This is a genomic window from Gordonia tangerina (assembly GCF_021556435.1).
In the GTDB taxonomy this organism is placed as follows: Bacteria; Actinomycetota; Actinomycetes; order Mycobacteriales; family Mycobacteriaceae; genus Gordonia; species Gordonia tangerina.
Genome location: NZ_JAKGCU010000001.1, coordinates 397,112 through 420,046, shown reverse-complemented (window position 1 = coordinate 420,046; position 22,935 = coordinate 397,112). Strand labels below are relative to the sequence as shown.

Here is a 22,935-nt window from a genome sequence, read left to right as displayed (position 1 = left end):
TGCGCCGCCCGACGGTCCTGACCCGAATGCCCTCACCCGGTCCACCCGATCCACTCGTCGTTAACCGAAACGCTGGTTGCGGTTCACAACTTCAGGGCGACTGTTAAGTGAGTCACATTCTGCACTCAATTTAAGGATCTGTGCATCACGACGCAAGCCCTGGGGCAAAGAAAATGGCACCATCGTGCAAACCGGGACGATCTGCGCAGGTCACAAGCAATGTGTGCGATGAGGCTCGGTCGTGACCGGCTCGCGACCTTTTGGTGGCGCGCGCTCAGCCGGCTTCGCGCACATCGCACGTATCCTGTGCGTGTGCCGAAGTCGAAGAAGCTGTGGTCACTGGCCGGCGCCTGCCTGTTGGCCGGTGTCCTGGTGGCCGGATTGTTGTATCCCGTGGCCAGCGGACTGGGCGTCATGTCCAACCGTGCGGCCGCCGCCGTCGAGAATGTGTCCTCCGAGTTGCTCAACGGCACCCTGCCGGAGGTCACCACGATGACCGATTCGGCCGGCAACCCCATCGCCCTGCTGTACGACCAGTACCGCTATCAGGTCGGGTACAACGACATCTCGCCGGACATGATCCGCGCGATCATCTCGATCGAGGACCGACGATTCCTCGAACACGACGGCGTCGACTGGAAGGGCACGATCCGGGCGGCGCTGAAGAACTCGTCGTCGGGCGAGGTGCAGCAAGGCGCCTCCACACTGGACCAGCAGTACATCAAGAACTATCAGCTGCTGGTCCTCGCGCGCACCGAAGCCGACCGCCAGGCCGCCATCGAGACCACCCCGGCCCGCAAACTGCGGGAGGTCCGGATGGCGTTGACGATGGAGCAGTCGCTCATCGATCAGGCCAAACGCGACAAAGGGCTCGACGATGCCGCCGCCAAGCAGGAGGCCAAGAAGCAGATCGTCACGCGGTATCTGAACGTGGTGCCCTTCGGCAACAACTCCTACGGCATCGAGGCCGCGGCACAGACCTACTTCGGCAAGCACGCCAAGGACCTCGACGTCCCGCAGTCGGCACTGCTGGCCGGCATGGTGCAGTCGAGTTCGGCGCTCGATCCCTACACCAACCCGGAGGCGGCGACCAATCGCCGCAACACTGTCATCGACACGATGATCGAGAACTTCCCCAATCGCCGGGACGAACTCGTGGCGGCCAAGGCGGCTCCCCTCGGGGTACTACCCAGCCCGCGCACCCCCATGCAGGGCTGCATCGCGGCCGACGCCAACGGGTTCTTCTGCGACTACGCGCTGCAGTTCCTCGCCGAAAACGGCATGTCTCGCGACTCGGTGATGCGCGGCGGTTACATCATCCGCACCACCCTGGACCCGCAGGTGCAGCGGTCCACCGTGCGTGCGGTGCGGGCGCAGGCCTCCCCTGACGCCGACGGTGTCGCCGACGTGATGAGCGCGATCCGGCCGGGTAAGGAGACCCACGACATCCTCGCGATGGCGTCGAGTCGCGACTACGGTCTCAACCTCAAGCGAGGCCAGACCGTGCAGCCACAGCCGTTCTCGATGGTCGGCGACGGCGCCGGTTCGGTGTTCAAGATCTTCACCACCGCCGCCGCCATGGAGAAGGGCCTCGGCGTCGCGTCGAACATCCCGGTGCCGAGCTTCGTCGCGGTGGAGGGCATGGGTAACAGCGACACCCCCGGTTGCCCGGAGGAGTCCTATTGCGTCCGCAACGACGGCCGCTATCCCGCCTCGTTGTCGGTGACCCAGGCGCTGGCGCAATCGCCGAACACGGCTTTTGTGAAGCTGCTGCAGGAAGTCGGAGTGAAGCCGGCAGTCGACATGGCGGTGCGGCTGGGCCTGCGCTCGTACACGGTCCCGGGCTCGTCGGGCTACGGCGACAAGAGCATGGCGCAGTACGTCAAGGACGGGAACTTCGGTTCGTTCACGCTCGGCCCGCTGCCGATCAACGGGCTGGAACTGTCCAACGTCGCGGCCACCCTCGCCTCCGGCGGCACCTGGTGCCCGCCGAACCCGATCGCATCGATCAGCCGGATCAAGCGCGACGCATACGGCAATCCGGTGATGACCCCGGAGGGGGAGCCAGCGCTCACCGCGATCCCGTTCACCGCTCCTTCCTGCGAACAAGTAGTCGAAGAAGGCTTGGCGAACACGCTGGCCAATGCGATGAGCCACGACGATCGCGCCGGTGGTACAGCAGCCGCGGCGGCCGGTTCGCAGGGCTGGACGTTGCCGATGTCGGGCAAGACCGGCACCACCGAGGCCCATCGCTCCTCGGCGTTCATCGGCTTCACCAACAACATCGCCGGCTCGGCCTACGTCTACAACGACGGCCCGAACCCGACCGGTATCTGCAGCAGCCCGTTGCGCCAGTGCTACGACGGCAACCTGTACGGCGGCATGGAGCCCGCCCGCACCTGGTATCAGGCCATCAAGCCGGTGGCCACCAAGTTCGGGCCGGTCAAACTGCCACCGACCGATCCTCGGTACATGCGCGGCAGCGATCGCGGCCGCATCCCGAAGGTCAGCGGACTCACCGCCAGTGCGGCGACCTCCCGGCTGCAGTCCGCCGGCTTCAAGGTCAACCAGCTCGATGTGGACAGCAACCGGCCGCAGGGCACGGTGGTGTTCACCGCGCCGTCGGACTCGGCGATGCCCGGCAGTGTGGTGACCATCTATGTGAGCAACGGGCGACGCGACGACGACGGCCAGGGACCGACGGAGACGACGGTGGAGGTACCCGGTGTGGGCCCGGTGGTGATCCAACTCCCGGGCTGACCGGCGGGTAGGGACAAAACCCGGCGGCGGGCCACACCCGGATCTGCGTATCCTGGGTGAATGGCTCACCTCGACAACGCCCTCACCCGCCGCGTCGCGGCTGCCCCGACACTCGGGGGTCTGGCCGGTCTGGCGGCTGCGGGTCTCTTCTATTCGACGGTGATCGAGCGCAACGCATTCACGTTGCGGCACAACACGCTCGCCGTGCTGGAGCCGGGCGCCGCGCCGCTGCGCGTCCTGCACATCAGCGACCTGCACATGATGCCCAACCAGCGCCTCAAGCAGGCGTGGGTGTCCGAGCTGGAGGCGCTGGAGCCGGACCTGGTGATCAACACCGGCGACAACCTCGCCCATCCGCAGGCGGTGCCGTCGGTGATCCAGTCGCTCGGTGGCCTGCTGTCGCGGCCCGGGCTGTTCGTGTTCGGCTCCAACGACTACTTCGGTCCGAAGCCCAAGAACCCGTTCCAATACTTCAAGACCGACCACACCCGGTCGTTCGGCCAGCCGCTGCCCTGGCAGGATCTGCGTGCGGCGTTCACCGAGCGCGGCTGGCTCGACGCCACGCACACGGTCCGCGAACTCGAGGTCGGCGGGGTGCGCGTGGTGGCGGCCGGCGTCGACGACCCGCACATCGAACGCGACCGCTACGAGACCGTCGCCGGCCGTCCCAACCCGCTGGCGCATCTGCGGCTGGGGTTGACCCACTCTCCCGAACCGCGCGTGTTGGACCGGTTCGCCGCCGACGGTTACGACCTGGTCATGGCCGGTCACACGCACGGCGGTCAGCTGTGCCTGCCGTTCGTCGGGGCCCTGGTCACCAATTGCGAGCTGGATCGCTCCCGCGTCAAGGGTGTCTCCAACTGGGGTACGTCGATGAAACTGCACGTCAGTGCTGGTCTCGGAACGTCGCCATATGCACCTGCGCGGTTCTGCTGCCGGCCAGAGGCGAGCCTGTTGACGCTCACCCCGGTCTCGCACGGCGACGCCGCGTTCGCCGAGGATCATTCGCTGCCGCAGCTGGCCTCCGAACCCACGTGACCCGGTCCCCGGTGGACGGCGTCCGGGTCCTGGCCTTCGACACCTTCGGCACCGTCACCGATTGGTTCACCGGCATCTCCGGCGCGGTCCGGGCGACGATCCCCGGCCTCGACGCGGGTGCATTCGCGCGGGAGTGGCGCCGTCGCTACGGCCCCATCCTGGCTCGGGTGGAATCCGGCGAAATCGGCTGGCGACGGCTCGACGACTTGCAAACCGAGACGCTGCACGAGGTGGCCGACCAGTTCGGCGTCGCCCTCACCGAAGCCGCGTCGACATCGCTGGTGCGCGCCTGGCGCACCATCCCCGGTTGGCCCGATGCGGCGCCGGGGATCCGCCGGCTCAAGGGACGCTTCGTCGTCTGCGCCCTGAGCAATGGCACCGTCGCGCTGCTGACCGACATGGCCAGACACAACGGATTCGACTGGGACTTCGTGGGCGGTTCGGATCTGTGGGGTCACTACAAGCCGGCACGGGAAACCTACTGCGGCCTTGCCGCATTGTTCGAAGTGGAGCCGGCCGAGGTGATGATGGTCGCCACGCACCAAGGTGATCTGGATGCGGCCCGATCTTTCGGCCTGCGCACCGCCTTCGTCGAACGGCCACTGGAGTGGGGCGGCGAGGAGAAGGACGACACCGGTTCCGCCGACAACGACGTACACGCCACTGATTTGTGCGACCTGGCCGACCAACTCGGTTGCTGAGTCAGCTCATCGTCAGCTCGACGTAGGGCACCTTATCGATGGTCTTACCGATCGATTCCTCGATGACGCCGGACAATTTGGCGTACGCCTTCGGGTGATCACGCCGATAACGGGCGACGATCTCGGCCCTTTCGGCAGCATCGACCACCCGCGCCACGGTCCGAACGCGGTGGCGCCGACCGATGGAGACGCGACAGTTCGGTTCTGCCTGCAGGTTCTTGAACCACTGTGATGTCCTGCCGAAGCCCGATGCGATGACCACTCGATCCGGACTCGGACGCTCCACCGCTTCGAGCACCACATAGCGCGGCTCGCCGGAGCTACGGCCGACATGTTCGAGCAACAACATCCGACCGCCGAACACGAAGCCCAGATGTGCCCGGAACACGACGATGGGCGCACGCACCACCCAGCGGGTGTGCAGCAGTCGAGCAGAAAGACTCATGATGTACCCCAATCTCGTTCGCAGAACGAAAGACTCGCCCTCGTTCACCTTTCACGCAATCACCCACAACGGATGATGCGGACCACACACCGTCGCGACCACGATCACGATGAGGTCACCTGACATCACTCCCGACCCATCGAGAGAAAGCGAACCGTCATGACCACTCAACACTCCGATCATCGAGTCCAACAGGGATTCGCGGCCGTCGGCGTCATCGGCGCGGCCATCCTCTTGCTCGTCGGCGGCATCCTCGAACTGCTGCAGGGCATCTCGGCGGTCGCCAAAGACGACCTGTTCGTCGTCGGACCCGAGTACGTCTACCAGCTGAACCTGACGGCCTGGGGCTGGATCCACATCGTGCTGTCCATCATCGCGATCGCGATCGCGATCGGGATGTTCACCGGCGCCGCCTGGGCGCGGGTGGGCGCGATTTGCATCGCGTCATTGTCGATCATCATCAATTTCCTGTGGCTGCCGTACTTTCCGTGGTGGTCGATCCTGGTGATCGCGATCGACCTGGTCATCATATGGGCCGTGGCCACCTGGCGGACCGTCTGACTCAATCCGGCTGCCGAGTCCCGCGCAGACCTCGCAACGTCTGCGCGGGACTCGCGCCGTATCTGCGGCGGTAGGCAGCGGCGAAACGGCTCGGGCTGCTGAACCCCCAGCGCGCGGCGGCGTCGGCGACGGTGCCCTCGGCGCGCTCCAGGTCGGCGTGTGCGCGATCGAGCCGAATGTCGGTGAGCGCCCTCGTCGGCGAGCTCTCCACGAATTGTGCGAACGCCTCCTGCAACCGACGCACGCTGGTTCCGCCGATCGCCGCCATCTCCGCCAACGTCCAGGGCCGTCCCGGGTCGTCGTGCAACGCGTCGAGCACCCGTTTCACCATGCCCGGTCGCATCTGGTGGTCGGGGTCGGCGGAGTCCGGGGTCACCGCCAGCAGGAAAGCAGTGGTCACCGCGCTGGCCAGTTGAGGGCCGACCAGCGGGTTGGCCAAGAGGTCGACCGGCTCGCGGGCCTGCGCCGACAACGCGGTCACCAGCGACAGCCACGAGGCGCCGGCGTCGGTGGAGACGTCGATCTGGGGCGGCAGCGACAGGCGCCGACGGATCGGTGCCACGCGAATCCGATCGGCCTCGCGTTCGAGGTGCTCGGCGTCGAACTTCACGCCGAGCACCTGACAGTCCGCGGTCCACCGAGTGATCAACGACGGCTGGTCCGCGGTGAAGATGGTGCCCTGACCTGGCGCGGAGACCAATTCGTCGTGGTGCCCCCGCGAGTGCAGCCGCCCCGAAATGGGCACATTGACCTCGTAGGCACCGGGATAGTCGCATTCGATCGAGACCGCGGCACCCCAGGTGAGTCGACCGATGGTGACGCCCCCGAGTTCGACCGTGCGCAAGGTCAGGTCGACCTCGTCGCGTTCGTCCAACGCACGGAGTTCGTGCGGGAAATAAACACCGGCGACCGCCCGGTGCGCTGTATCCCAATCCCGGGTTCCCACGGGCTGCTCGGATGTGGACATGGTCTTTGTGTTCTACCGCATGGAACCCCTGATATGCGATGCACATCACAACTTGATCGCGCGATCCGTCTCGGGGCCGCGTGAACGGTATCGATCAATCGCCACACCTGCGCATAGCGTCTGTCGACACCTGGCCCCCGGGCCGACCTTCGACGAGGAGAAGCTGATGACCGCAACCGTGTCCTGGCTCGACGACATCACCATGACCGAACTGGAGCGCAATCCCTACCCCGTCTACGAACGGCTGCGCAGCGAGGCGCCGCTGGCCTACGTCCCGGTTCTGGGTTCCTACGTGGCGAGCACCGCGGAGATCTGCCGGGAGATCGCCACCAGAGGCGACTTCGAGGCGATCATCACCAAGGCCGGCGGGCGCACCTTCGGCCACCCGGCGGTGATCGGGGTCAACGGCGAAATCCACAAGGATCTCCGCTCGATGGTCGACCCGGCGCTGCAGCCGCAGGAGGTGGACCGATGGATCGACGACCTGGTGCGACCGATCGCACGCCGCTATCTCGAGACGTTCGAGGACGAGGGCAGCGCCGAACTCGTCGCGCAGTACTGCGAGCCGGTGTCGGTGCGGGCACTCGGCGATCTGCTCGGTCTGCAGTCGGTGAGTTCGGACAAGCTGCGCGAGTGGTTCCACAAGCTGTCGCGGTCATTCACCAACGCCGGCGTCGACGAGAACGGGGAGTTCACCAACCCGGACGGTTTCCGCGAGGGTGACGAGGCGAAAGCGGAGATCCGGGCCATCGTCGACCCGCTGATCGACAACTGGATCGAGAACCCCGACGACAGCGCCATCAGCCATTGGCTGCACGACGGTATGCCCGAGGGGCAGACCCGCGAGCGTGACTACATCTACCCCACCCTGTTCGTCTATCTGCTCGGTGCGATGCAGGAACCCGGCCACGCGATGGCGTCGACCCTGGTCGGCCTGTTCACCCGGCCCGATCAGATGGAACAGGTGGTCGACGAACCGGGACTGATCCCGCGGGCGATCTCCGAGGGAATGCGGTGGACGTCGCCGATCTGGTCGGCGACCGCCCGGATCAGCACCGCCGACGTCGAGGTCGCGGGCGTCGCGCTGCCGGCCGGCTCGGTGGTACTGATGTCCTACGGTTCGGCCAATCACGACCATTCGGTGTACGAGGCACCATCGGACTACGACCTGTCCCGACCACCGCTACCCCACCTGGCGTTCGGCGCCGGCAATCATGCCTGCGCCGGTATCTATTTCGCCAATCACGTGTGCCGGATCGGCCTGGAGGAACTGTTCGACTCGATCCCGAATCTCGAACGCGACACCGCCGGCGACGTGGAGTTCTGGGGATGGGGATTTCGTGGTCCGACGTCGTTGCACACGACGTGGGAGGTGTGACGATGTCGTCACACACCGTCGAGGTGACCGGCCCGGATCCGCGGAGCGTGGCATGCGCTCCCGGACAGCGCCTGCTGGACGCGTTCCTGCGCAGCGGCGTCTACCTGCCGAACTCGTGCAACCAGGGCACGTGCGGAACCTGCAAGGTGAAAGTGTTGTCCGGCAACGTCGAGCAGCCGGCCGTGTCGGAAACGGTGCTCGGCGCCGACGAGCAGGCCGATGGATTCGTCCTCGCCTGCCAATCGTCGCCGACATCGGATGCACGGATCGAGGTTCCGCGCGGTGCCGGGTCCGGGCCCGGCCATCCACTGCGCGACCTGAGCGGCGTCGTGCACGAGGTGCGCGAGATCGCCGACGACACGCTCGAACTCACCGTGGGCATCGATGAGCCACTGGACTTCTCGGCGGGTCAGTACATCGAGGTGACCGTGCCCGGCATCGGTCATATCCGTCAGTACTCGATGGCCAATCCCCCCAGCAGCGCCGACCGTCTGGAGTTCCATGTCCGCCGGGTACCCGACGGTGTGGCCACCGATCGGTGGATCTTCGACTCGCTCGATCAGGGCCACCGGATCGAGATGCGCGGCCCGTGGGGCGACTTCGTGCACGACACCGAGGCGGATGCGCCGATGATCCTGCTGGCCGGTGGCACCGGGTTGGCACCGCTCAAGTCGATCGCACGTCACGCACTCGAACTCGACCCCGAACGCGAGATCCATCTGTATCACGGCGTCCGTCATCGGTCCGACCTCTACGACGTGGAGTTCTGGGAGACGCTGACCGAACGGCATCCGGGGCTGCGCTACACCCCGTGCCTGAGTCGTGACGACGGGTTCGGCCGGCACGGCTACGTCGGCGACGTCGTGCTCGCCGACTTCGACTCCCTGCGGGGCTACTCGGCGTACCTGTGTGGTCCGCCCGCCATGGTCGATGCCGGGGTGAAGGCCTGCAAACGGCGCCGAATGCCCGGCCGCAACATCCATCGCGAGAAATACACCCCGGCTCCGGCGCCGGACATGGTGCCGGCGTGATGGTTGAGGGTCCGCGCACCCGGGTACCCGCCGGGACGCGGCGCGTTGTGAGCATCGCGCCGACGGGAAGCACCCGAGAGCGATAGGAGTACGAGCATGGCGCAGTATCGAGTGGTCAATGCCGACGGCGATGTCATCGACACCAAGGAGTTCTCCGACGCGACCGGCGCGTACGACTGGTTGAAGACCGTGGAGGCACCCGACGACCAGCTGGGCGTGGCCATGCAGGTGTTCGACAACGGCGAGTGGAAGAACTTCGAAGTGTCCGACGGCGGCACCAACGCCAATCCATCGGCGGATGCCTGACGGCTCACCCCGAGCCGAGTGAGGTGAACGTGCCGCTGGCCGGCACGATCACCTCACTGGTATCGAAAACGAGGAAGCCCTGACCGGATCTCTCCTGGTCAGGGCTTCTTCTGCTATCTCAACCTAGCGTCGGGGTGGCGGGATTCGAACCCACGACCTCTTCGTCCCGAACGAAGCGCGCTACCAAGCTGCGCCACACCCCGTGTGCAACCTGCGATAGCTTACCCCCACGCCCCCGCCAGAACTAAATCGCCTGGTCAGGATCGCTATCGCCGTATCGCAACGCCGTGACGGAGCCGTTACGAGCAGTCTGCGTATTTGTGGGCTTATGTCCACATCGGCCCACTAGAGTTATTCCAGCACTTGTGTCTCATATACCTCGTCCGTACCGAAAGGGAACCCACATGAGCGCGCCTGAGCAGGACATCAACTACAGCACGAAGGAAGGTTTCGCCTTCGGCATCTCCATCGTCGCGGCCGCGTTGCTGTTCGTCGCGGGTCTCGTCGCCGTTTTCCAGGGCATCTCGGCGTTGGCCAATGACGACCTGTTCGTGGTCGGCGCGGAGTATGTCTACAAATTCGACCTCACCACGTGGGGCTGGATTCACCTGATCATCGGCATCCTGGCGATCATCGTGGCGGGCGGGCTGGCGGTCGGCGCCGACTGGGCCCGGATCTCGGCGATCATCATCGCTTCCATCTCGATCATCGCCCAGTTCCTGTGGCTGCCCTACTACCCGCTGTGGGCGATCCTGATCATCGCTCTCGACCTCGTGGTGATCTGGGCGGTCGCGACGTGGAAGCCGTCGAACATCGCCTGACCCACCTCCATGTACACGCCGCCCGCCGGGCCCTCGGGTCCGACGGGCGGCGTGTTCTCACTTGCGACCCATCCGACAACGCCGTGTCTCCGAATCGCCTCCGTTCATCCAGTGTCCGAGTTCTTCCGATGACCCGAACGGAGCCGCACGATGCGCACCACCCGCACGATCCGACGCCTGCTCACCCTCCTCGCGACCGCAGCCCTGGCCGTCGCCGCCCTGGTCGCGAGCACCGGCCCGGCGACTGCCGCACCGCTGCAACCGATCCCGAAGCTCGACACCGAGCGGTATCTCGGGTCCTGGTGGCAGCTCGCGGCGATTCCGGCGTTCTTCAATCTGAACTGCGCCAAGGACACCAAGGCCACCTACACCCTGATCGATGCGACCACGATCGGCGTCGAGAACACCTGCACCACGTTCACGGGCCAGACCAACGGCGTCAAGGGTCAGGCGAAGGTCGTCGACCCGGTCACCAAAGCACAACTGTCCGTGTCGTTCCCGCAGGTTCCGGTGAGCATCGATCCGAACAACGCACCCAACTACATCGTCACGTGGATCGCCGACGGCGCCACCCCCGACGACCCGTACCAGTTCGCCCTCGTCGGCGATCCGACCCGCTTCTCCGGGTTCGTCCTCTCCCGGGACAAGGTCGTCACCACCGAGACCTTGCGGATGCTGCGCGGACAGGTGGAGAAGGCCGGATTCAACTCCTGCACCTTCTTGGTGTCCCCGACCACCGGTGGCCGCACCGACTACTCCCCGCTCTGCACCGTCTGACACTGCATCTGAAGGCATCCGGTGCTCACCCGGCCGTACGCTGGCCGGGTGAGTACGGATCTCGACCTCCGGCGTACCCAGCTGATCGCCGACGCCTACCGGGTCGCCGACGACGTGCTGTTCCCCGCCGCCTCCGACGTCGATCGCACAAGTTCGGTACCTGCCTCGCACTGGACGACGATCGCCGAGGCCGGCCTGTTTGGAATTGCCGCACCCGTCGACGCCGGCGGGCCGGGCCTCGACTTCGGTCAGGTCATCGAGATCAGTGAGGTGATGGCGAGCGGCTGCCTGGCGACCGCCTTCACGTGGCTCCAGCATCACGGTGTGGTCATCGCGCTGGCCACCACCGCCAACCAACGACTACGTGACGAATTGTTCGCTGCAACAGTTGCCGGCCGGCTGCGCGCCGGCGTGGCGTATGCCGGAGTGGTCCCCACCCCACCACGAATGCGCGCCACCCGAGTCGACGGCGGGTGGCGCTTCGACGGCCATGCGCCGTTCGTGAGCGGTTGGGGCATCGTCGATCTGCTGCAGATCTCGGCCCGTGATGTGGACACCGACGACGTGCTCGCGGCGATCCTGCCGATCCAGCAGCCGCCGGACGCCATCACCGTCAAACCCCTGCACCTCGGCGTCGCCGATGCGACCCGCACGGTGTCGCTGGCGGTCACCGGCCTGGTCGTCCCCGACGATCGCATGGTGAGCCGGGTGACCCTCGACGACTTCTTCGCCAACCAGAACACCGGCGTCCGGATCAACGGCACGCTCCCGCTTGGAGTGGTGCGGCGGTGCGCCGCGCTGCTCGACGTCGGCGGTCACCCACGGGCCGCTCGCGCATTGCGCGACCGCGGCAGCACCATCCGCACTGCGCTGGACGCCGGACTCACCGACGCCGCCACGCTGATCGCGGCACGTGCCGACGGCGCACAATTGGCCGTCGACGCGGCAGCCACACTGATCGCCGCCGAGGGCGGCGCGGCCCTGCTGCGCGGCGCCCATCCCGAACGCCTCGCCCGCGAAGCCGCATTCACGCTGGTCGCGGCCAGTAGACCACAGTTGAAGGAGCTGCTGGTGGACAGGTTCAGCGCGCCGCCCGCCGCGCGTACTCCCTGAGAAAGGTGGCCTCGACGATGGCCATGTTCTCGATCTCGCCCGGATCGACGCTCTCGTTGGGCGCGTGGATCAGGCACGACGGTTCCTCCACACCGAGCAGCATGATCTCCGCTTCCGGATAGGTTTCGGCGAACACGTTGCACAGCGGGATCGAACCGCCCTGCCCCATCAGCACGACGTCGGTGCCGTAGGTCGTGGTCATCGCGTCGACCATCGTGTCGAAACCGGGCCCGGAGGTGGTGCCGCGAAACGGCGCGCCATCGGCTTCACGCTCGAAGGAGACCCGGACGTTCCACGGGGCGGCCGCGGTGAGATGGTCGATGAGCGCCTGTTGGGCGACCTTGGCGTCCATCCCGGGCGGCACCCGCAGGTTGATGCGCGCACGCGCTTTCGGCTGCACGGCCGCCGACGACCCCACCACCGGCGGGCAGTCGATGCCGAGCACGGTCGCCGCCGGCCGTGCCCACACCATGTCGGCGACCGCCCCCGAGCCGATCACGTCGACCCCGTCGAGGACGCCGGCGTCGGTGCGGAAGGCCTCGACCGGGTAGTCGACGCCCGGCCACGTCGCCGAGGCGTCCAGCCCGGTGACGGTGGTGTTGCCCTCGGCGTCGCGCAGCGAGGCGAGCATCGCGATGAGCGCGGCGAGTGCATCCGGTGCCGCTCCGCCGAACATTCCGGAATGCATTGCCGAGGAAAGCGTCTCGACGGTCACCACGACGTTGGCGATACCCCGCAGGCTCGTGGTCAGGCTCGGCCGGCCGATTGCGAAATTCCCCGAGTCGCACACCAGGATCGCGTCGGCGCGCAACAGGTCCGGGTGCTTCGGGACGAAGTCCTCCATGCCACCGGTGCCCTGCTCTTCCGAGCCCTCACCGACGATGGTGATGTTGACCGGGATGTCGCCGCCGAGCGCCCGCAACGCAGCCAGGTGCACGGCGATGTTGCCCTTGCAGTCCGCTGCGCCGCGGCCGTACCAGCGACCGTTGCGTTCGGTGAGTTCCCAGACCGGCGAGTCCCACTCGTCGGCACCGAGGGGCGGCTGCACATCATGGTGGAAATAGAGCAACACCGTCGGCGCATCGTCGGGACCGGCCAGGTGCCCGGTCACCGCTTTGCTGCCATCGGCGGTCACATGCGACTCGACGTCGCCGAAACCCAACTCGGTGAAAGTGCCGAGCAACCAGTCGACCATCCGGTCACAGTCCTCCGGCGGAGTGCCGGTGGGGTCGTAGACGGATTCGAACGCGACCATCTCGGCGAGCTCGGTCTTCGCCTGCGGCATCAATTCCCGCACGCGCTCGCGCAGGCTCTCGTCGGTCGTCGTGTCGTCGGTCATCGGCGCTCCCTCGCAATCGGATCGGCGTGACATCAGCCTGTCACGATGTAAGGCGTGAGGCGCGGTGGCAGCCCTTCGTGACGGCCTCTCCAAGCTCCGGCCTCCTCAGGGACCAGGTGCTCACCACAAGACCACGATCGCCTGTCACACCAGGTCGTGGGTTTCCAGCCGACCGTCAGCGATCGCGTCGAGCATCGCGGCATGGTCGGCCTCGTCGATGTCGGCGTAGGACTCCGAGAAGTCGGCGATGGCATCGGCGAAGCCCTTGGCGCTACCGAGGTACTCGGCGATCTGGAGGCGTGAACCGGTTCGGGCGTGCGCATGTGCCAGTGCCCGACCGCACAACTTCGCGTAGAGCTTCATGTCGTCGGGACTCAACGCCTCGATCACCACCGACCCCTTGCCGTCACGCAATTGCCGGACGTACAGGTCACGCTTCTCGCCGTTCTCGTCGAGTCCGGAGGTCCAGCCGAGGAACACGTCACTGGCCGCCTGCAGCAGCCGCTGGCCCTCGACGACCCGCTGCCCCTGGTTGGCGTACTGCTGAGTGGGCACGTAGTCGGCGAGCACCGAGCGCTGCGCCTCCTTCATCTGCAGGAACAGCGGATCGTCGGACCGTGCGCCATGCATCAGCACGATCCAGGCACGAGTGCCGACGCTGCCCACTCCCACCACCTTGCGCGCCACGTCGACGATCGTGAACTGGTCGAACAACGCCCGGATGTGGTCGGGCAACATCGTGCGGTAGGCATCGACCCGGCCCGCGATCCGGTTGGCGACCTCGTCGGCGTGGCTGTCGGGGAACAACTCGTGGATCGGGACCAGCAGCGGCGGATCGCTACGGATGTGCACATTGCCGTCGGCATCGATCACGCAGAGTTTCGCCACCGCCTGGGTGCTGTTGCGGTGCTGCGCCTTCCGCAGCCCCTTCAGCGTGCGTGCCTCGGTCGAGGTGTCGAGTTTGGAGGTCACCTTCGTCAACACCTCTTCGGTGTCGATGCGGGCATACCAGCAGTCCATCGTCGACATGGCCGCGCTGGCCGTCATCCACTTCTGATACGACTTGGCCACGTCGCGCGCGTGCCGTCGGGTGGTGGCGGCATCGAAGCCGCTTCCCCGTCCGGCCACGGTGAAACTGGCCGCCAGCCGTTTCACGTCCCACTCGAACGGACCAGGAGCGGTCTCGTCGAAGTCGTTGAGATCGAAGATCATCCGCCGCTCTGGGGTGTTGAACACACCGAAGTTGCTCAGATGAGCGTCACCGCAGAGTTGTGTCATGATCCCGGAATGAGGCACCGCGGCGAGGTCGGCCGCCATCACCGCCGCTGCGCCGCGGTAGAACGTGAACGGCGTCGCCGCCATCCGGGAATTGCGGACGGGTACGAGTTCGGGCACACGCGAGGTGGCCTGCCGGGTGAGGATCTCGATCGGATCGCCCCGCTGGGCCTGGTCCACACACGTGGCGAGATCGGTGATGGTCGCCGTCATCGACGCCTCCTACTGATACGAGACGAACGACGGTGTGGGCCGCACCTGCATGGTCCGCGCCGGACTGAACGTCGGGGTGTCCTCGGTGTAGAAATTCTTCCACCCCAGCCACACGTTCGCAGGTAGATCGGCGATCACCCGCTGCCATGTTCCCTTCTTCACCGGCGGACTACCGTGGCCGTCGGCGTGGATCACCACCTGCAGTTCGGGTCGGGCGGTGTCGAGGCGGTCGCGGCCGACCACCATGTCGGTGTCGAATTCGTGTACGACGAGCAGTTTCTGCGGAAGCCCCCGGGCACGGGTGAGGTCGGCCAGCCAGGCCGAGGTGCGGTTGACCTCGTCGACGTCGACGGACCCGATCTGGGTCAGGTGCACCTGATCGGGTTTCAGTCGCCATTCCGGGTCGAGCGCCAGTCCCACGTTCGGTTCGGCGAGCAGCGAGGCGTAGCGCTTGGCCTGCGTCAGGAAGTCGGCGCGCCCCGGCTGCAGATCGAGTGTCACATACACCCCGGCGTCCTGCGCGGCCTGCACCCACGGCCGGAGCCGCTGCGGGTCGATCATGCTGGAATACGTCCCGTCGGGTCCGGGTTGCGACGACGCGACGGTGGCGATGATCTCGAAGGCCGGCACCACCGGCGTCGCGCTGAACGGCCGATACTGCGCCGCAAGCTGATCGACCCGCTCGACCGACGCCTGCGCGCCCTGCGCACCCAACGGGCCGAGTGAGGGATCACCCGGTGAGCCGTACAGCGCCACCAGGCGCCGCCCGGGAAAGATGAGCTGGCCGCCGCCGGGGAGCTCGGGCTGGGTGCGGGCCGCCCGGGTCTGGCGTGCGAAGGCGCGGCTGTCACCGAAGCCCGTTCCGAATGCGCGCACCGTCGCGTCCGGGTGTTCCCGCAACATGCGGACCGACTCACCGGTGGACCGCGGATCGTCGACGGGCACCCGAACGACCTGCGCTCCGGCGGCCTCTGCGGTGAAAGCCGCGTCCGGGGACGCGTCGGCACCGAGATACACGAGCGTGGTACCACGTTGGGCCGCATGCTGTTCGATGAGATCGTCGGGGTCGGTGGTGACCAAGGCATCGGTCAACCCGCGCGCCACGGAGGAGGCGGCACCCAGCACCACGACGCGCTCGGGTGCCAGGCGTGCGAGTTCCGCGCGCACGGCCGCGCGTCGCGCCGGACTGACGGCCAGGGTGGGGGTGTCGTATCGTCGCGCGGCGGCCTTCGCACGCCGCCGAACATCGTCATTCGTGTTGGCGGGCATCAGGATCGCGGCGCCGGCGTGGCGGAACAATGTGCGACTGACCAGGACCCCGTCCACCGGCCCATCGTCGGCGACCACGCCAGAGGTGGCCTCGGCAAGTTCGGTCGCCGGCCCGGACGACCGGATCGTCGGCGACGCGACGGTGAGAGCCGCGATCAGTGTCACGGCGATGACAATCGACCACACGCGTCTGCGTGACATCGGACCGATTGCCCCCTTCGCTGTCGCGGTCGTCGAACTCGTCGGCGCTCACATGCCCGCCGCGGCACCAACGTAGCAGCCTTTTGGGTTGCCGCAACCACCCGAAAGTCGCTGCAGGTCAAGCGCTGTCGCGACGTTGCAGGTGCAAGAGGCGGAGTTCGGCGCGAATGCGTTCAGCGTCGGGGCCGAGGCGCGAACGTGACCGATGACGCGGCGGGGCCCACCCCCCGGTTCGTTGTATACCGATCGCAATCGGCGACAGCACGGCAATCAGGAGGAGCAGCAGGATCAACATGTTCATGACTGAAAGTATGTTCTCGTAAATATCCCGCCGACAGTGGCCTGAACGACATTGTTCGCAAAATTTCGGCCATACTGGATGGGTGTTGAAGAAGGTCGCCGTCGTACTGCATCGCCAGGTGGCGCTGTTCGAGTTCGGGGTGGTCAACGAGGTGTTCGGCCTCGATCGCACCGATGACGGCGTCCCGGCCTTCGAATTCCTGATCGCCTCGCCGGATCCGGGGGTTCCACTGAGCATCGGTCACGGCGCGGCGGTGGTCCCACCGCACACGCTCGACGACTGCCTCGACGCCGACCTGGTGGCTGTTCCGGGTGGCAGCACCGACCCGGACTTCGCACCCGAGATACTCCAGACCCTGCGCGGGGTGGTCGACAACGGGGGCCGCGTGCTCACGGTGTGTACTGGCGCCTTCGCTGCAGCCGAGGCCGGCCTACTCGACGGTCGCCGGTGCACGACGCATTGGCGCCATGGCGCCGAACTCGCCCGCCGCTATCCGAAGGCGATCGTCGACACCGACGTGTTGTTCGTCGATGACGGGCCGGTCACCACGAGCGCCGGAACCGCCGCCGGAATCGACGCGTCATTGCACCTTGTCCGCGCGGAATATGGGCCCGACGTCGCCAATCGCATCGCCCGCCGAATGGTGGTGCCGCCGCATCGCGACGGCGGACAGCGTCAGTTCGTGGAGGCACCCGTACCTGCCTGCGAGTCCGACGGGTTCGCCCAGGTTCTCGACTGGATGGTCGAACACCTCGATACCGACATCACGGTCGACGAACTGGCCAACCGGATGCACATGTCCACGCGCACCTTCGCCCGGCGCTTTGTCGACGAGGTCGGGGTGTCGCCTCACCGATGGCTGACCGAGCAGCGGGTGCTGCACGCGCGCCGGTTGCTCGAATCCACCACACTGCCGGTCGACGACGTCGCCGCCCGGGTGGGTTTCGCGTCCGCGACGTTGCTGCGCCACCACTTCAACGCCACCGTCGGGGTCACGCCGACCGTCTACCGCCGCCGATTCGCCGCCCGCTGAGCGGGCCCGGCTACCCGGAGCCGGTGTCGGTGGTCGACCTCTCGGCAGCGTAGGACTCGGCGAAGGAGACGCGCGGGGTGGTCGCGGTGTGCACGAGCGCCATCGCGACGAAGGTGAGGGTGGCCAGCGCGAACACCGCGGTCACCACGAGGGCGCCGATCTGGGCCACCGTACAGAGCACGCCGTCGCCGGCCGACGCGGCCACGGCCGCGCTCATCGCCAGTGCAGTTCCGAACAACGCCCAGGCGGCACTGCGGATGCGCGGACCGACCACCGATGCGTAGAAGAGTCGCTGGTAGATGGCCAGCTCGAACTCGTCCACCGATGCCAGCCGGACCTCGTCGGTCCCGGCGAGCTCGCGGAGTTCGCGGGCGAGCGTCACGTCACGCTGCAATGTCGCGGTCTCATGTTGCCGGTAACGCACGAACGCGATGACCCCGACGGCCGCCGCGAGTAGCCCCAACCCCACTACCGCTGCCCAACTGTCCACGCTGCCACGCTACATGCGGGCATTTCGCATCGTTCGCGGGGTCACAGTCACCTCGAGAGCTGCCATCGAACTCGAGCACGCGGACACGACAACGCCGACATGACCGGGGCGCTCGGCCATGTCGGCGTGTCAGGAGCAGACGTCAGACGGACTGCGCCTGCCACATCCAGTGCAGCTGCTCGAGCTTCGAGACGATCTCGATCAGCAGGTCCTGAGTCACCGGATCGGCCGACTCGGTGGCCTGGACTCGCTCGCGCAGACCGCCGATCACCGACTGCAGGTTATCGATGACCGCGGTGACGACGTCACTATCCTGGGTCCAACCTTCGCCGAAACCCTTGGTGTTCGCGGTTTTCGCGACGGTCTCTGCGCGGCCGTCCGGGCTGACACCGATAGCGGTTGCGCGCTCGGCTGCGGCATCGGTGAACTCGCGCGCGACCGAGACCAACTCGTCGAGTTCGAGGTGAACCGAACGGAACTGACGTCCGACGACGTTCCAGTGCGCCTGCTTGGCGATCAGCGACAGGTCGATCAGGTCGACGAGGGTGTCCTGCAACGCCTTACCGGTGACCGACTTCTGCTCTTCGGTGAGCGTGCTGGTGATGGGTGTGTTGGTGGCCATGGTGGACCGCTCCTTTCCTTGCGTGGGCTGTACGCGTCGGTGCGGGTCGGGTCAGACCCGAACCGTGATGTTGTGCTCGATATTTCCCTTGGTGGCCTTGGAGTACGGGCAGAAGGCATGGGCGCCTTCGGCCAGCTCCTTGGCCTTTGCCTCGTCGAGGCCCGGCAAATAGGTCTCGATGGTGGCGACGAGGGCGAATCCGCCGTCGGCGTCGTCCTTGCCGATGCCGACCGTCACGGTCACCGTCGCCTCGTCGGGCACCTGCGCGCCCGCCTGCTTGGCGGTCGCCCGCAAAGCTCCGAGGAAGCACGACGCGTAGCCGGCTGAGAACAACTCCTCGGGATTCGCGCCTTCGCCGCTGCCGCCCATCTCGGTGGGCGGCCGCATGTCGAGGTCGACCCGGCCGGGCTGCGAGACGACCTGGCCGTCTCGGCCACCCCCGGTTGCCGTGGAGGCGACGGTGTACACGGGATCAATTGCTGCCATGGGCTTCTCCTGACTCACTCGGTGTTGCTGAATCCACTCGGTGTCGCTGGATCACAGTGCGTTCACACGGTTCTGGACGTTTGCTTCGTCATTTTCCTTTCACCGCAACCGAACTGCGACACCGCGGGCATTCACCCCAGTAGGTGACCTCGGCCTCATCGATGCGGTAGCCGTGATCGTCATCGGGCAGCGCACACGGGGCCTGCCCGACCGCGCAATCGATGTCGACGATCTGTCCGCAGCGACGACAGATCAGATGGTGATGATTGTCGCCCGTGCGGGTCTCATAGCGGACCGGCGAACCAGCCGGTTCGATGCGCCGAAGCAGACCGCGATTCGTACACGCGCGCAGGACGTCGTAGACGGTCTGCGTGGACACCCCGCCGAGGTGTTCGCGGACCCCGGTGGCGACGAAATCCGCGGTCGAGTGCGGGTGATCGTCCAGAATCTCCAGCACCGCGATGCGGGGCGCGGTGACCCGCATTCCCGCTTCGCGAAGCCGTCGATGGAACCGGTGACGATCTGACATGACTCCACTGTAGCAGTTTTCTGGAACGAGTCCAGAAATAGGAACAGTTCCAGAAAATCAGGGAAGGCTTGCCTGAACCCGCGCCGCCTCGCGGACTCGGCAGGTGTCACCTATGCTCGGACCCACGAGGTCGTATGTAGCAGCGGGCCAGAGTCCCGTTGTTCGCGTCCGCGGTGTCCTCATCTCTCAGGCACCGCGTCGAAAAGCGCATGCGGCCTCATCACCACGAGAGAGAACGCATGTCCGAGATCACCACCGCCACCCGTCATCGTTCCGTCCGAGCCGACGAGATGGCCGAGCTGCACCGCGAACGCGCGATGGGCGGGCTGGGCACCGAGACAACCGACCGCGAGGTACGACGCATCAGTCTCGCCGACTTCGCGCAGCGCCGCGGGCAGATCGCCGACGACCTCTGGGCGGCGGCAACCGACATCGGCTTCTTCCAGGTCGTCGATCACGGCATCGACATGGCCGAGGTCAACCACACCTTCGACATGTCGGCGCGATTCTTTGATCTGCCCACCGTGGTGAAAGAACAGTATCCGCTGCGCAAAGGCCAAAACGCGGGCTGGGAATACATGAGTCAGGTTCGGCCGTCGGTCGGCACGCCCGACCAGAAGGAGTCCTTCCAGGTCACCCGCCCGCGGATGGACGGCCTCTGGCCCGGTGAGCACGAACTGGCCGGGTTCCGCGCCACCATCGAGGAATTCGAGCGCAAATGCTGGCGTCTGGCGATGGACCTACTGAGCTGTTTCGCCGACAAGCTCGGCCTGGACCGGGAATTCTTCACCCGGGCACACGATCCCGCCTCCCGCACCTACCAGAGCACGCTGCGTCTGCTGCACTACTACGCATTTCCCGCCGAACTGCTCGACGCGGACTCCGCGTGGCGTGCCGGTGCCCACACCGATTTCGACGCCCTGACGCTGCTCTTCCAGCGCACCGGTCAAGGGGGTCTGCAGGTGTTGCCCGGCGCCGAGGCCGAGGGTCAGGCCTGGACACCGGTCGAACCCTCCGACGACGCGATCACCTGCAACATCGGTGACATGCTGATGCGCTGGTCCGATGACCGTCTGCCGTCGAACTTCCACCGCGTGCGGGCCCCGCGCCGCGGCGAGTACACCGGGCCGCGCTACACGATCGCCTACTTCGCGCAGGCCAACACCGACGTGGTGATCGAGAGCGCCGCGGGCACGTACCCGCCGATCACGGCCGCCGACTACATCGCGCAGCGCGTCGCGGCCAACTACGGCAAGTAGGGGACGTCGTGACCACACCGGCAACACCCGCCGCACCGGCAGCTCCCACACCCGCGTTCCGCGACGTCACTGTCTACACCGGCGGCGCCTGGCACAGCCATCAGGACGTCCTGGTCGAGGACGGCGTGGTCACGGCGATCACCGCAACCCCACATCCCGGTGATGGCAACGGCCACCTGATCCCCGGGTTCGTCAATACCCACACTCACCTGCAGCAGTCACTGATGCGCGGCATCGCCGAGTGCACACCACTGCTCGAGTGGCTACTCGCCGTCGGCGAGGAGTCGGTGGCCATCACCCCGCGACGCGCCTATCTGGCCGCGGTGTCGGCATGTCTCGAGGCGTTGCGGTCGGGTACCACGACCGTCGTCGAGCACATGTGGCCACACCCCTCGACCGAAGTGCACGGTGCGGTGATCCAGGCGTTGGCCGACACCGGGATTCGTGCGGTGCTGGGCCGCGGTGTGGCAGACCGTCCGGATGCCACCCGCAAGTGGGGATTCGAGCCACGGCTGATGCAGCCGCTCGACGAAGTACTCTCGCATGTGGATCATCTGCGCACGCAGGTTGCCGATACGCCGATCTCGATGGCGCTGGCGGTGCCCAACCCGCGGTCGGTGACCGAGACCGGGATGGCCACGCTACGTGAGTTCGCCCAACGTCACGAGCTCCCGGTGTCCATCCATCTGCTCGAAACCCCCACCGACGACCGGATGTGCCTCGAACACGCCGGCGTCGGTGCGGTGGAGTATCTCGACGGCAACGGGTTCCTGTGGGACCGGGTGCTGGCCGTGCACTGTGTCGAACTCGACGACCTCGGACAACAGATCCTCGCCGAACGTGGGGTGGCCGTGTCCCACAATCCGCTGTCGAATATGCGTCTGGGCAGTGGGATCGCACCGGTTCCGGCCATGCTCGAACGCGGCATCCGGGTGGGCCTGGGCGTCGACGGGGCGGCCAGCAACGACACCCAGGACATGCTGGAGACCTTCCGGATCGCCGCCTACCTGCAGCGGGCGCTACACCGACGCGCGGACCTGCTCGGTTTCGGCGCCATGCTCGACATCGCCTGCGGTGGTGCGAACAGCGCACTCGGCCTCCCCGCGGTGAGCGGTGGGGTCACCGTCGGCGCCCCGGCAGACCTGACACTGTTCCGGTTCGACCGCGACTACGCGACGCTGCCGGTCCGCGACCCCGGTTCATCTGTGCTCACCACCGGCTCACCGAGGATTGTCGACACCGTGATGGTCCACGGCCAGGTGGTGGTAGCCGATGGACACAGCACTCTCATCGACGAGGCCGAGTTCACCAAAGAGCTGCTCGCGTTGGAGAGTTGAGACTGTTGCGGGTGCGCTATCGCGCCCGGAACATCTTCGTCGGACGCATCCGGGTCGAGTCGGGCAGCCACTGATTGACGTTGCGCCGCAAGGTGAACACACTGGCGACGATGAGCAGAGCGAATTGCAGCCACGCGATGACCGGCATCGCCGACCATACCTCCGGGTAGTCGAAGAGCAGGTCGATGCCGATGGGGATGCACATCAGGTTGATCACCACCGCAGCGAGGAAGAAGTTGCGGCAGTTGCGGCTGTGATGGGTGACCGAGGCCACCAGCAGCGCGTACTCGATCACCAGGAACACCACAATCGTGGCGAGCATGAACGGCGGGAAGAAGCCGGCCAGCGAGTCGACTTGATCCTCCGGGCTGGCATTGCGTGGGTCGTTGACCACCCCTTCGAGCAGGCGTGCCCGCAGCAGGTCGCTGATCATCCCGAGGTTGAGGAATCCGTAGACGACGCTGATCAGCCCGGCGATCGCCGAACCCCACCACGCGACTCGCGCGTGCAGACTCAACGCCGCCGGCGCCGGTCCGGGATCGCCGGGCCGCGGCGGGTACAGATTCGCTTCGTCACGGTCGCGCGACCTGTGCTCGATGGCAGCCATGTCCTCGGCGTCGAGTTCGGCCTGGGTCGGAATCCGATCCGGGTCGTCAGGGTCGGTCATGACGCGATTGTCCCAC

At 66.6% G+C, this 22,935-nt stretch carries 23 protein-coding genes and 1 tRNA gene; 13 read left to right on the top strand and 11 right to left on the bottom strand.

The genetic code is table 11. The features are described from left to right. Positions 1-312 precede the first annotated feature (312 nt). From L1892_RS01935 to L1892_RS01925, 3 genes are read left to right on the top strand one after another with little or no spacing between them, the layout of a single operon-like run. Complete coding sequence (locus tag L1892_RS01935; protein ID WP_235721754.1) at positions 313-2,760, top strand: penicillin-binding protein; 2,448 nt, start codon at positions 313-315, stop codon at positions 2,758-2,760. Between the two features lie 60 nt (positions 2,761-2,820). Continuing rightward, positions 2,821-3,798: a metallophosphoesterase gene (locus tag L1892_RS01930; RefSeq protein ID WP_235721753.1), complete on the top strand. Its 978-nt coding sequence runs from the start codon at positions 2,821-2,823 to the stop codon at positions 3,796-3,798. Then, positions 3,795-4,499: a haloacid dehalogenase type II gene (locus L1892_RS01925; protein WP_235721752.1), complete on the top strand. Its 705-nt coding sequence runs from the start codon at positions 3,795-3,797 to the stop codon at positions 4,497-4,499. The genes L1892_RS01930 and L1892_RS01925 overlap by 4 nt, the downstream gene beginning before the upstream one ends. A gap of 1 nt (position 4,500) precedes the next feature. Here L1892_RS01925 and L1892_RS01920 read toward each other — a convergent pair whose 3' ends face one another. Then, on the bottom strand, positions 4,501-4,944 hold the full coding sequence (locus tag L1892_RS01920; protein WP_235721751.1) for a nitroreductase family deazaflavin-dependent oxidoreductase: 444 nt from the start codon (positions 4,942-4,944) through the stop codon (positions 4,501-4,503). A 159-nt stretch (positions 4,945-5,103) separates the two neighbouring features. Here L1892_RS01920 and L1892_RS01915 point away from each other — a divergent pair, with 159 nt between their 5' ends. Next, complete coding sequence (locus L1892_RS01915) at positions 5,104-5,505, top strand: DUF7144 family membrane protein (RefSeq protein WP_235721750.1); 402 nt, start codon at positions 5,104-5,106, stop codon at positions 5,503-5,505. A 1-nt stretch (position 5,506) separates the two neighbouring features. Here the strand turns inward: L1892_RS01915 and L1892_RS01910 are convergent, their stop codons facing one another. Continuing rightward, positions 5,507-6,472: an AraC family transcriptional regulator gene (locus L1892_RS01910; RefSeq protein ID WP_235721749.1), complete on the bottom strand. Its 966-nt coding sequence runs from the start codon at positions 6,470-6,472 to the stop codon at positions 5,507-5,509. Positions 6,473-6,638: 166 nt separating this feature from the next. Here L1892_RS01910 and L1892_RS01905 point away from each other — a divergent pair, with 166 nt between their 5' ends. From L1892_RS01905 to L1892_RS01895, 3 genes are all read left to right on the top strand, one after another. Next, on the top strand, positions 6,639-7,850 hold the full coding sequence (locus L1892_RS01905; protein WP_235721748.1) for a cytochrome P450: 1,212 nt from the start codon (positions 6,639-6,641) through the stop codon (positions 7,848-7,850). Between the two features lie 2 nt (positions 7,851-7,852). Beyond that, complete coding sequence (locus L1892_RS01900) at positions 7,853-8,881, top strand: 2Fe-2S iron-sulfur cluster-binding protein (protein ID WP_235721747.1); 1,029 nt, start codon at positions 7,853-7,855, stop codon at positions 8,879-8,881. A gap of 96 nt (positions 8,882-8,977) precedes the next feature. After that, positions 8,978-9,187: a hypothetical protein gene (locus L1892_RS01895; protein ID WP_235721746.1), complete on the top strand. Its 210-nt coding sequence runs from the start codon at positions 8,978-8,980 to the stop codon at positions 9,185-9,187. 129 nt (positions 9,188-9,316) lie between these two features. Here the strand turns inward: L1892_RS01895 and L1892_RS01890 are convergent. Then, positions 9,317-9,390: transfer RNA gene (locus L1892_RS01890), tRNA-Pro, on the bottom strand. Between the two features lie 201 nt (positions 9,391-9,591). Between L1892_RS01890 and L1892_RS01885 the strand changes: the two genes are divergently transcribed. The 3 genes from L1892_RS01885 to L1892_RS01875 all read left to right on the top strand — a co-directional run bounded on the left by L1892_RS01885 (position 9,592) and on the right by L1892_RS01875 (position 11,898). After that, complete coding sequence (locus L1892_RS01885) at positions 9,592-10,008, top strand: DUF7144 family membrane protein (protein WP_235721745.1); 417 nt, start codon at positions 9,592-9,594, stop codon at positions 10,006-10,008. A gap of 150 nt (positions 10,009-10,158) precedes the next feature. Then, on the top strand, positions 10,159-10,785 hold the full coding sequence (locus L1892_RS01880) for a lipocalin family protein (protein ID WP_235721744.1): 627 nt from the start codon (positions 10,159-10,161) through the stop codon (positions 10,783-10,785). A gap of 48 nt (positions 10,786-10,833) precedes the next feature. After that, positions 10,834-11,898: an acyl-CoA dehydrogenase family protein gene (locus L1892_RS01875; RefSeq protein ID WP_235721743.1), complete on the top strand. Its 1,065-nt coding sequence runs from the start codon at positions 10,834-10,836 to the stop codon at positions 11,896-11,898. On the opposite strand, the gene L1892_RS01870 is transcribed toward L1892_RS01875, so the two are convergent. The 3 genes from L1892_RS01870 to L1892_RS01860 form a co-directional block, all read right to left on the bottom strand. Then, a complete protein-coding gene (locus tag L1892_RS01870) occupies positions 11,867-13,237 on the bottom strand; it encodes a dipeptidase (RefSeq protein WP_235721742.1) in 1,371 nt (456 codons plus the stop codon). The genes L1892_RS01875 and L1892_RS01870 overlap by 32 nt on opposite strands. A 144-nt stretch (positions 13,238-13,381) precedes the next feature. Beyond that, entirely contained in the window at positions 13,382-14,725 is a 1,344-nt protein-coding gene (locus L1892_RS01865) for a DUF2252 domain-containing protein (protein WP_235721741.1), read from the bottom strand. Between the two features lie 9 nt (positions 14,726-14,734). Next, positions 14,735-16,159, bottom strand: a complete 1,425-nt coding sequence (locus tag L1892_RS01860) for a hypothetical protein (RefSeq protein WP_235721740.1) — start codon at positions 16,157-16,159, stop codon at positions 14,735-14,737. A gap of 419 nt (positions 16,160-16,578) precedes the next feature. On the opposite strand from L1892_RS01860, the gene L1892_RS01855 reads away from it, so the two are divergent. After that, positions 16,579-17,529, top strand: a complete 951-nt coding sequence (locus L1892_RS01855; protein ID WP_235721739.1) for a GlxA family transcriptional regulator — start codon at positions 16,579-16,581, stop codon at positions 17,527-17,529. A 10-nt stretch (positions 17,530-17,539) separates the two neighbouring features. Here the strand turns inward: L1892_RS01855 and L1892_RS01850 are convergent, their stop codons facing one another. The 4 genes from L1892_RS01850 to L1892_RS01835 all read right to left on the bottom strand — a co-directional run bounded on the left by L1892_RS01850 (position 17,540) and on the right by L1892_RS01835 (position 19,656). Next, positions 17,540-18,019 (bottom strand): hypothetical protein, encoded by a 480-nt coding sequence (locus L1892_RS01850; RefSeq protein ID WP_235721738.1) that lies wholly within the window; start codon positions 18,017-18,019, stop codon positions 17,540-17,542. A gap of 142 nt (positions 18,020-18,161) precedes the next feature. Next, on the bottom strand, positions 18,162-18,641 hold the full coding sequence (locus tag L1892_RS01845; RefSeq protein ID WP_235721737.1) for a Dps family protein: 480 nt from the start codon (positions 18,639-18,641) through the stop codon (positions 18,162-18,164). A gap of 51 nt (positions 18,642-18,692) precedes the next feature. Beyond that, complete coding sequence (locus tag L1892_RS01840; protein WP_235721736.1) at positions 18,693-19,127, bottom strand: organic hydroperoxide resistance protein; 435 nt, start codon at positions 19,125-19,127, stop codon at positions 18,693-18,695. 88 nt (positions 19,128-19,215) lie between these two features. Next, positions 19,216-19,656, bottom strand: coding sequence for a Fur family transcriptional regulator (locus tag L1892_RS01835; protein ID WP_235721735.1), 441 nt, complete (start codon positions 19,654-19,656; stop codon positions 19,216-19,218). Positions 19,657-19,895: 239 nt separating this feature from the next. On the opposite strand from L1892_RS01835, the gene L1892_RS01830 reads away from it, so the two are divergent. Both L1892_RS01830 and L1892_RS01825 read left to right on the top strand, forming a co-directional pair. Continuing rightward, positions 19,896-20,915, top strand: a complete 1,020-nt coding sequence (locus L1892_RS01830) for an isopenicillin N synthase family dioxygenase (RefSeq protein WP_235721734.1) — start codon at positions 19,896-19,898, stop codon at positions 20,913-20,915. 8 nt (positions 20,916-20,923) lie between these two features. Beyond that, positions 20,924-22,252: an amidohydrolase family protein gene (locus L1892_RS01825; RefSeq protein ID WP_235721733.1), complete on the top strand. Its 1,329-nt coding sequence runs from the start codon at positions 20,924-20,926 to the stop codon at positions 22,250-22,252. 16 nt (positions 22,253-22,268) lie between these two features. Here the strand turns inward: L1892_RS01825 and L1892_RS01820 are convergent, their stop codons facing one another. Further along, entirely contained in the window at positions 22,269-22,919 is a 651-nt protein-coding gene (locus L1892_RS01820) for a hypothetical protein (RefSeq protein ID WP_235721732.1), read from the bottom strand. Positions 22,920-22,935 lie beyond the last annotated feature (16 nt).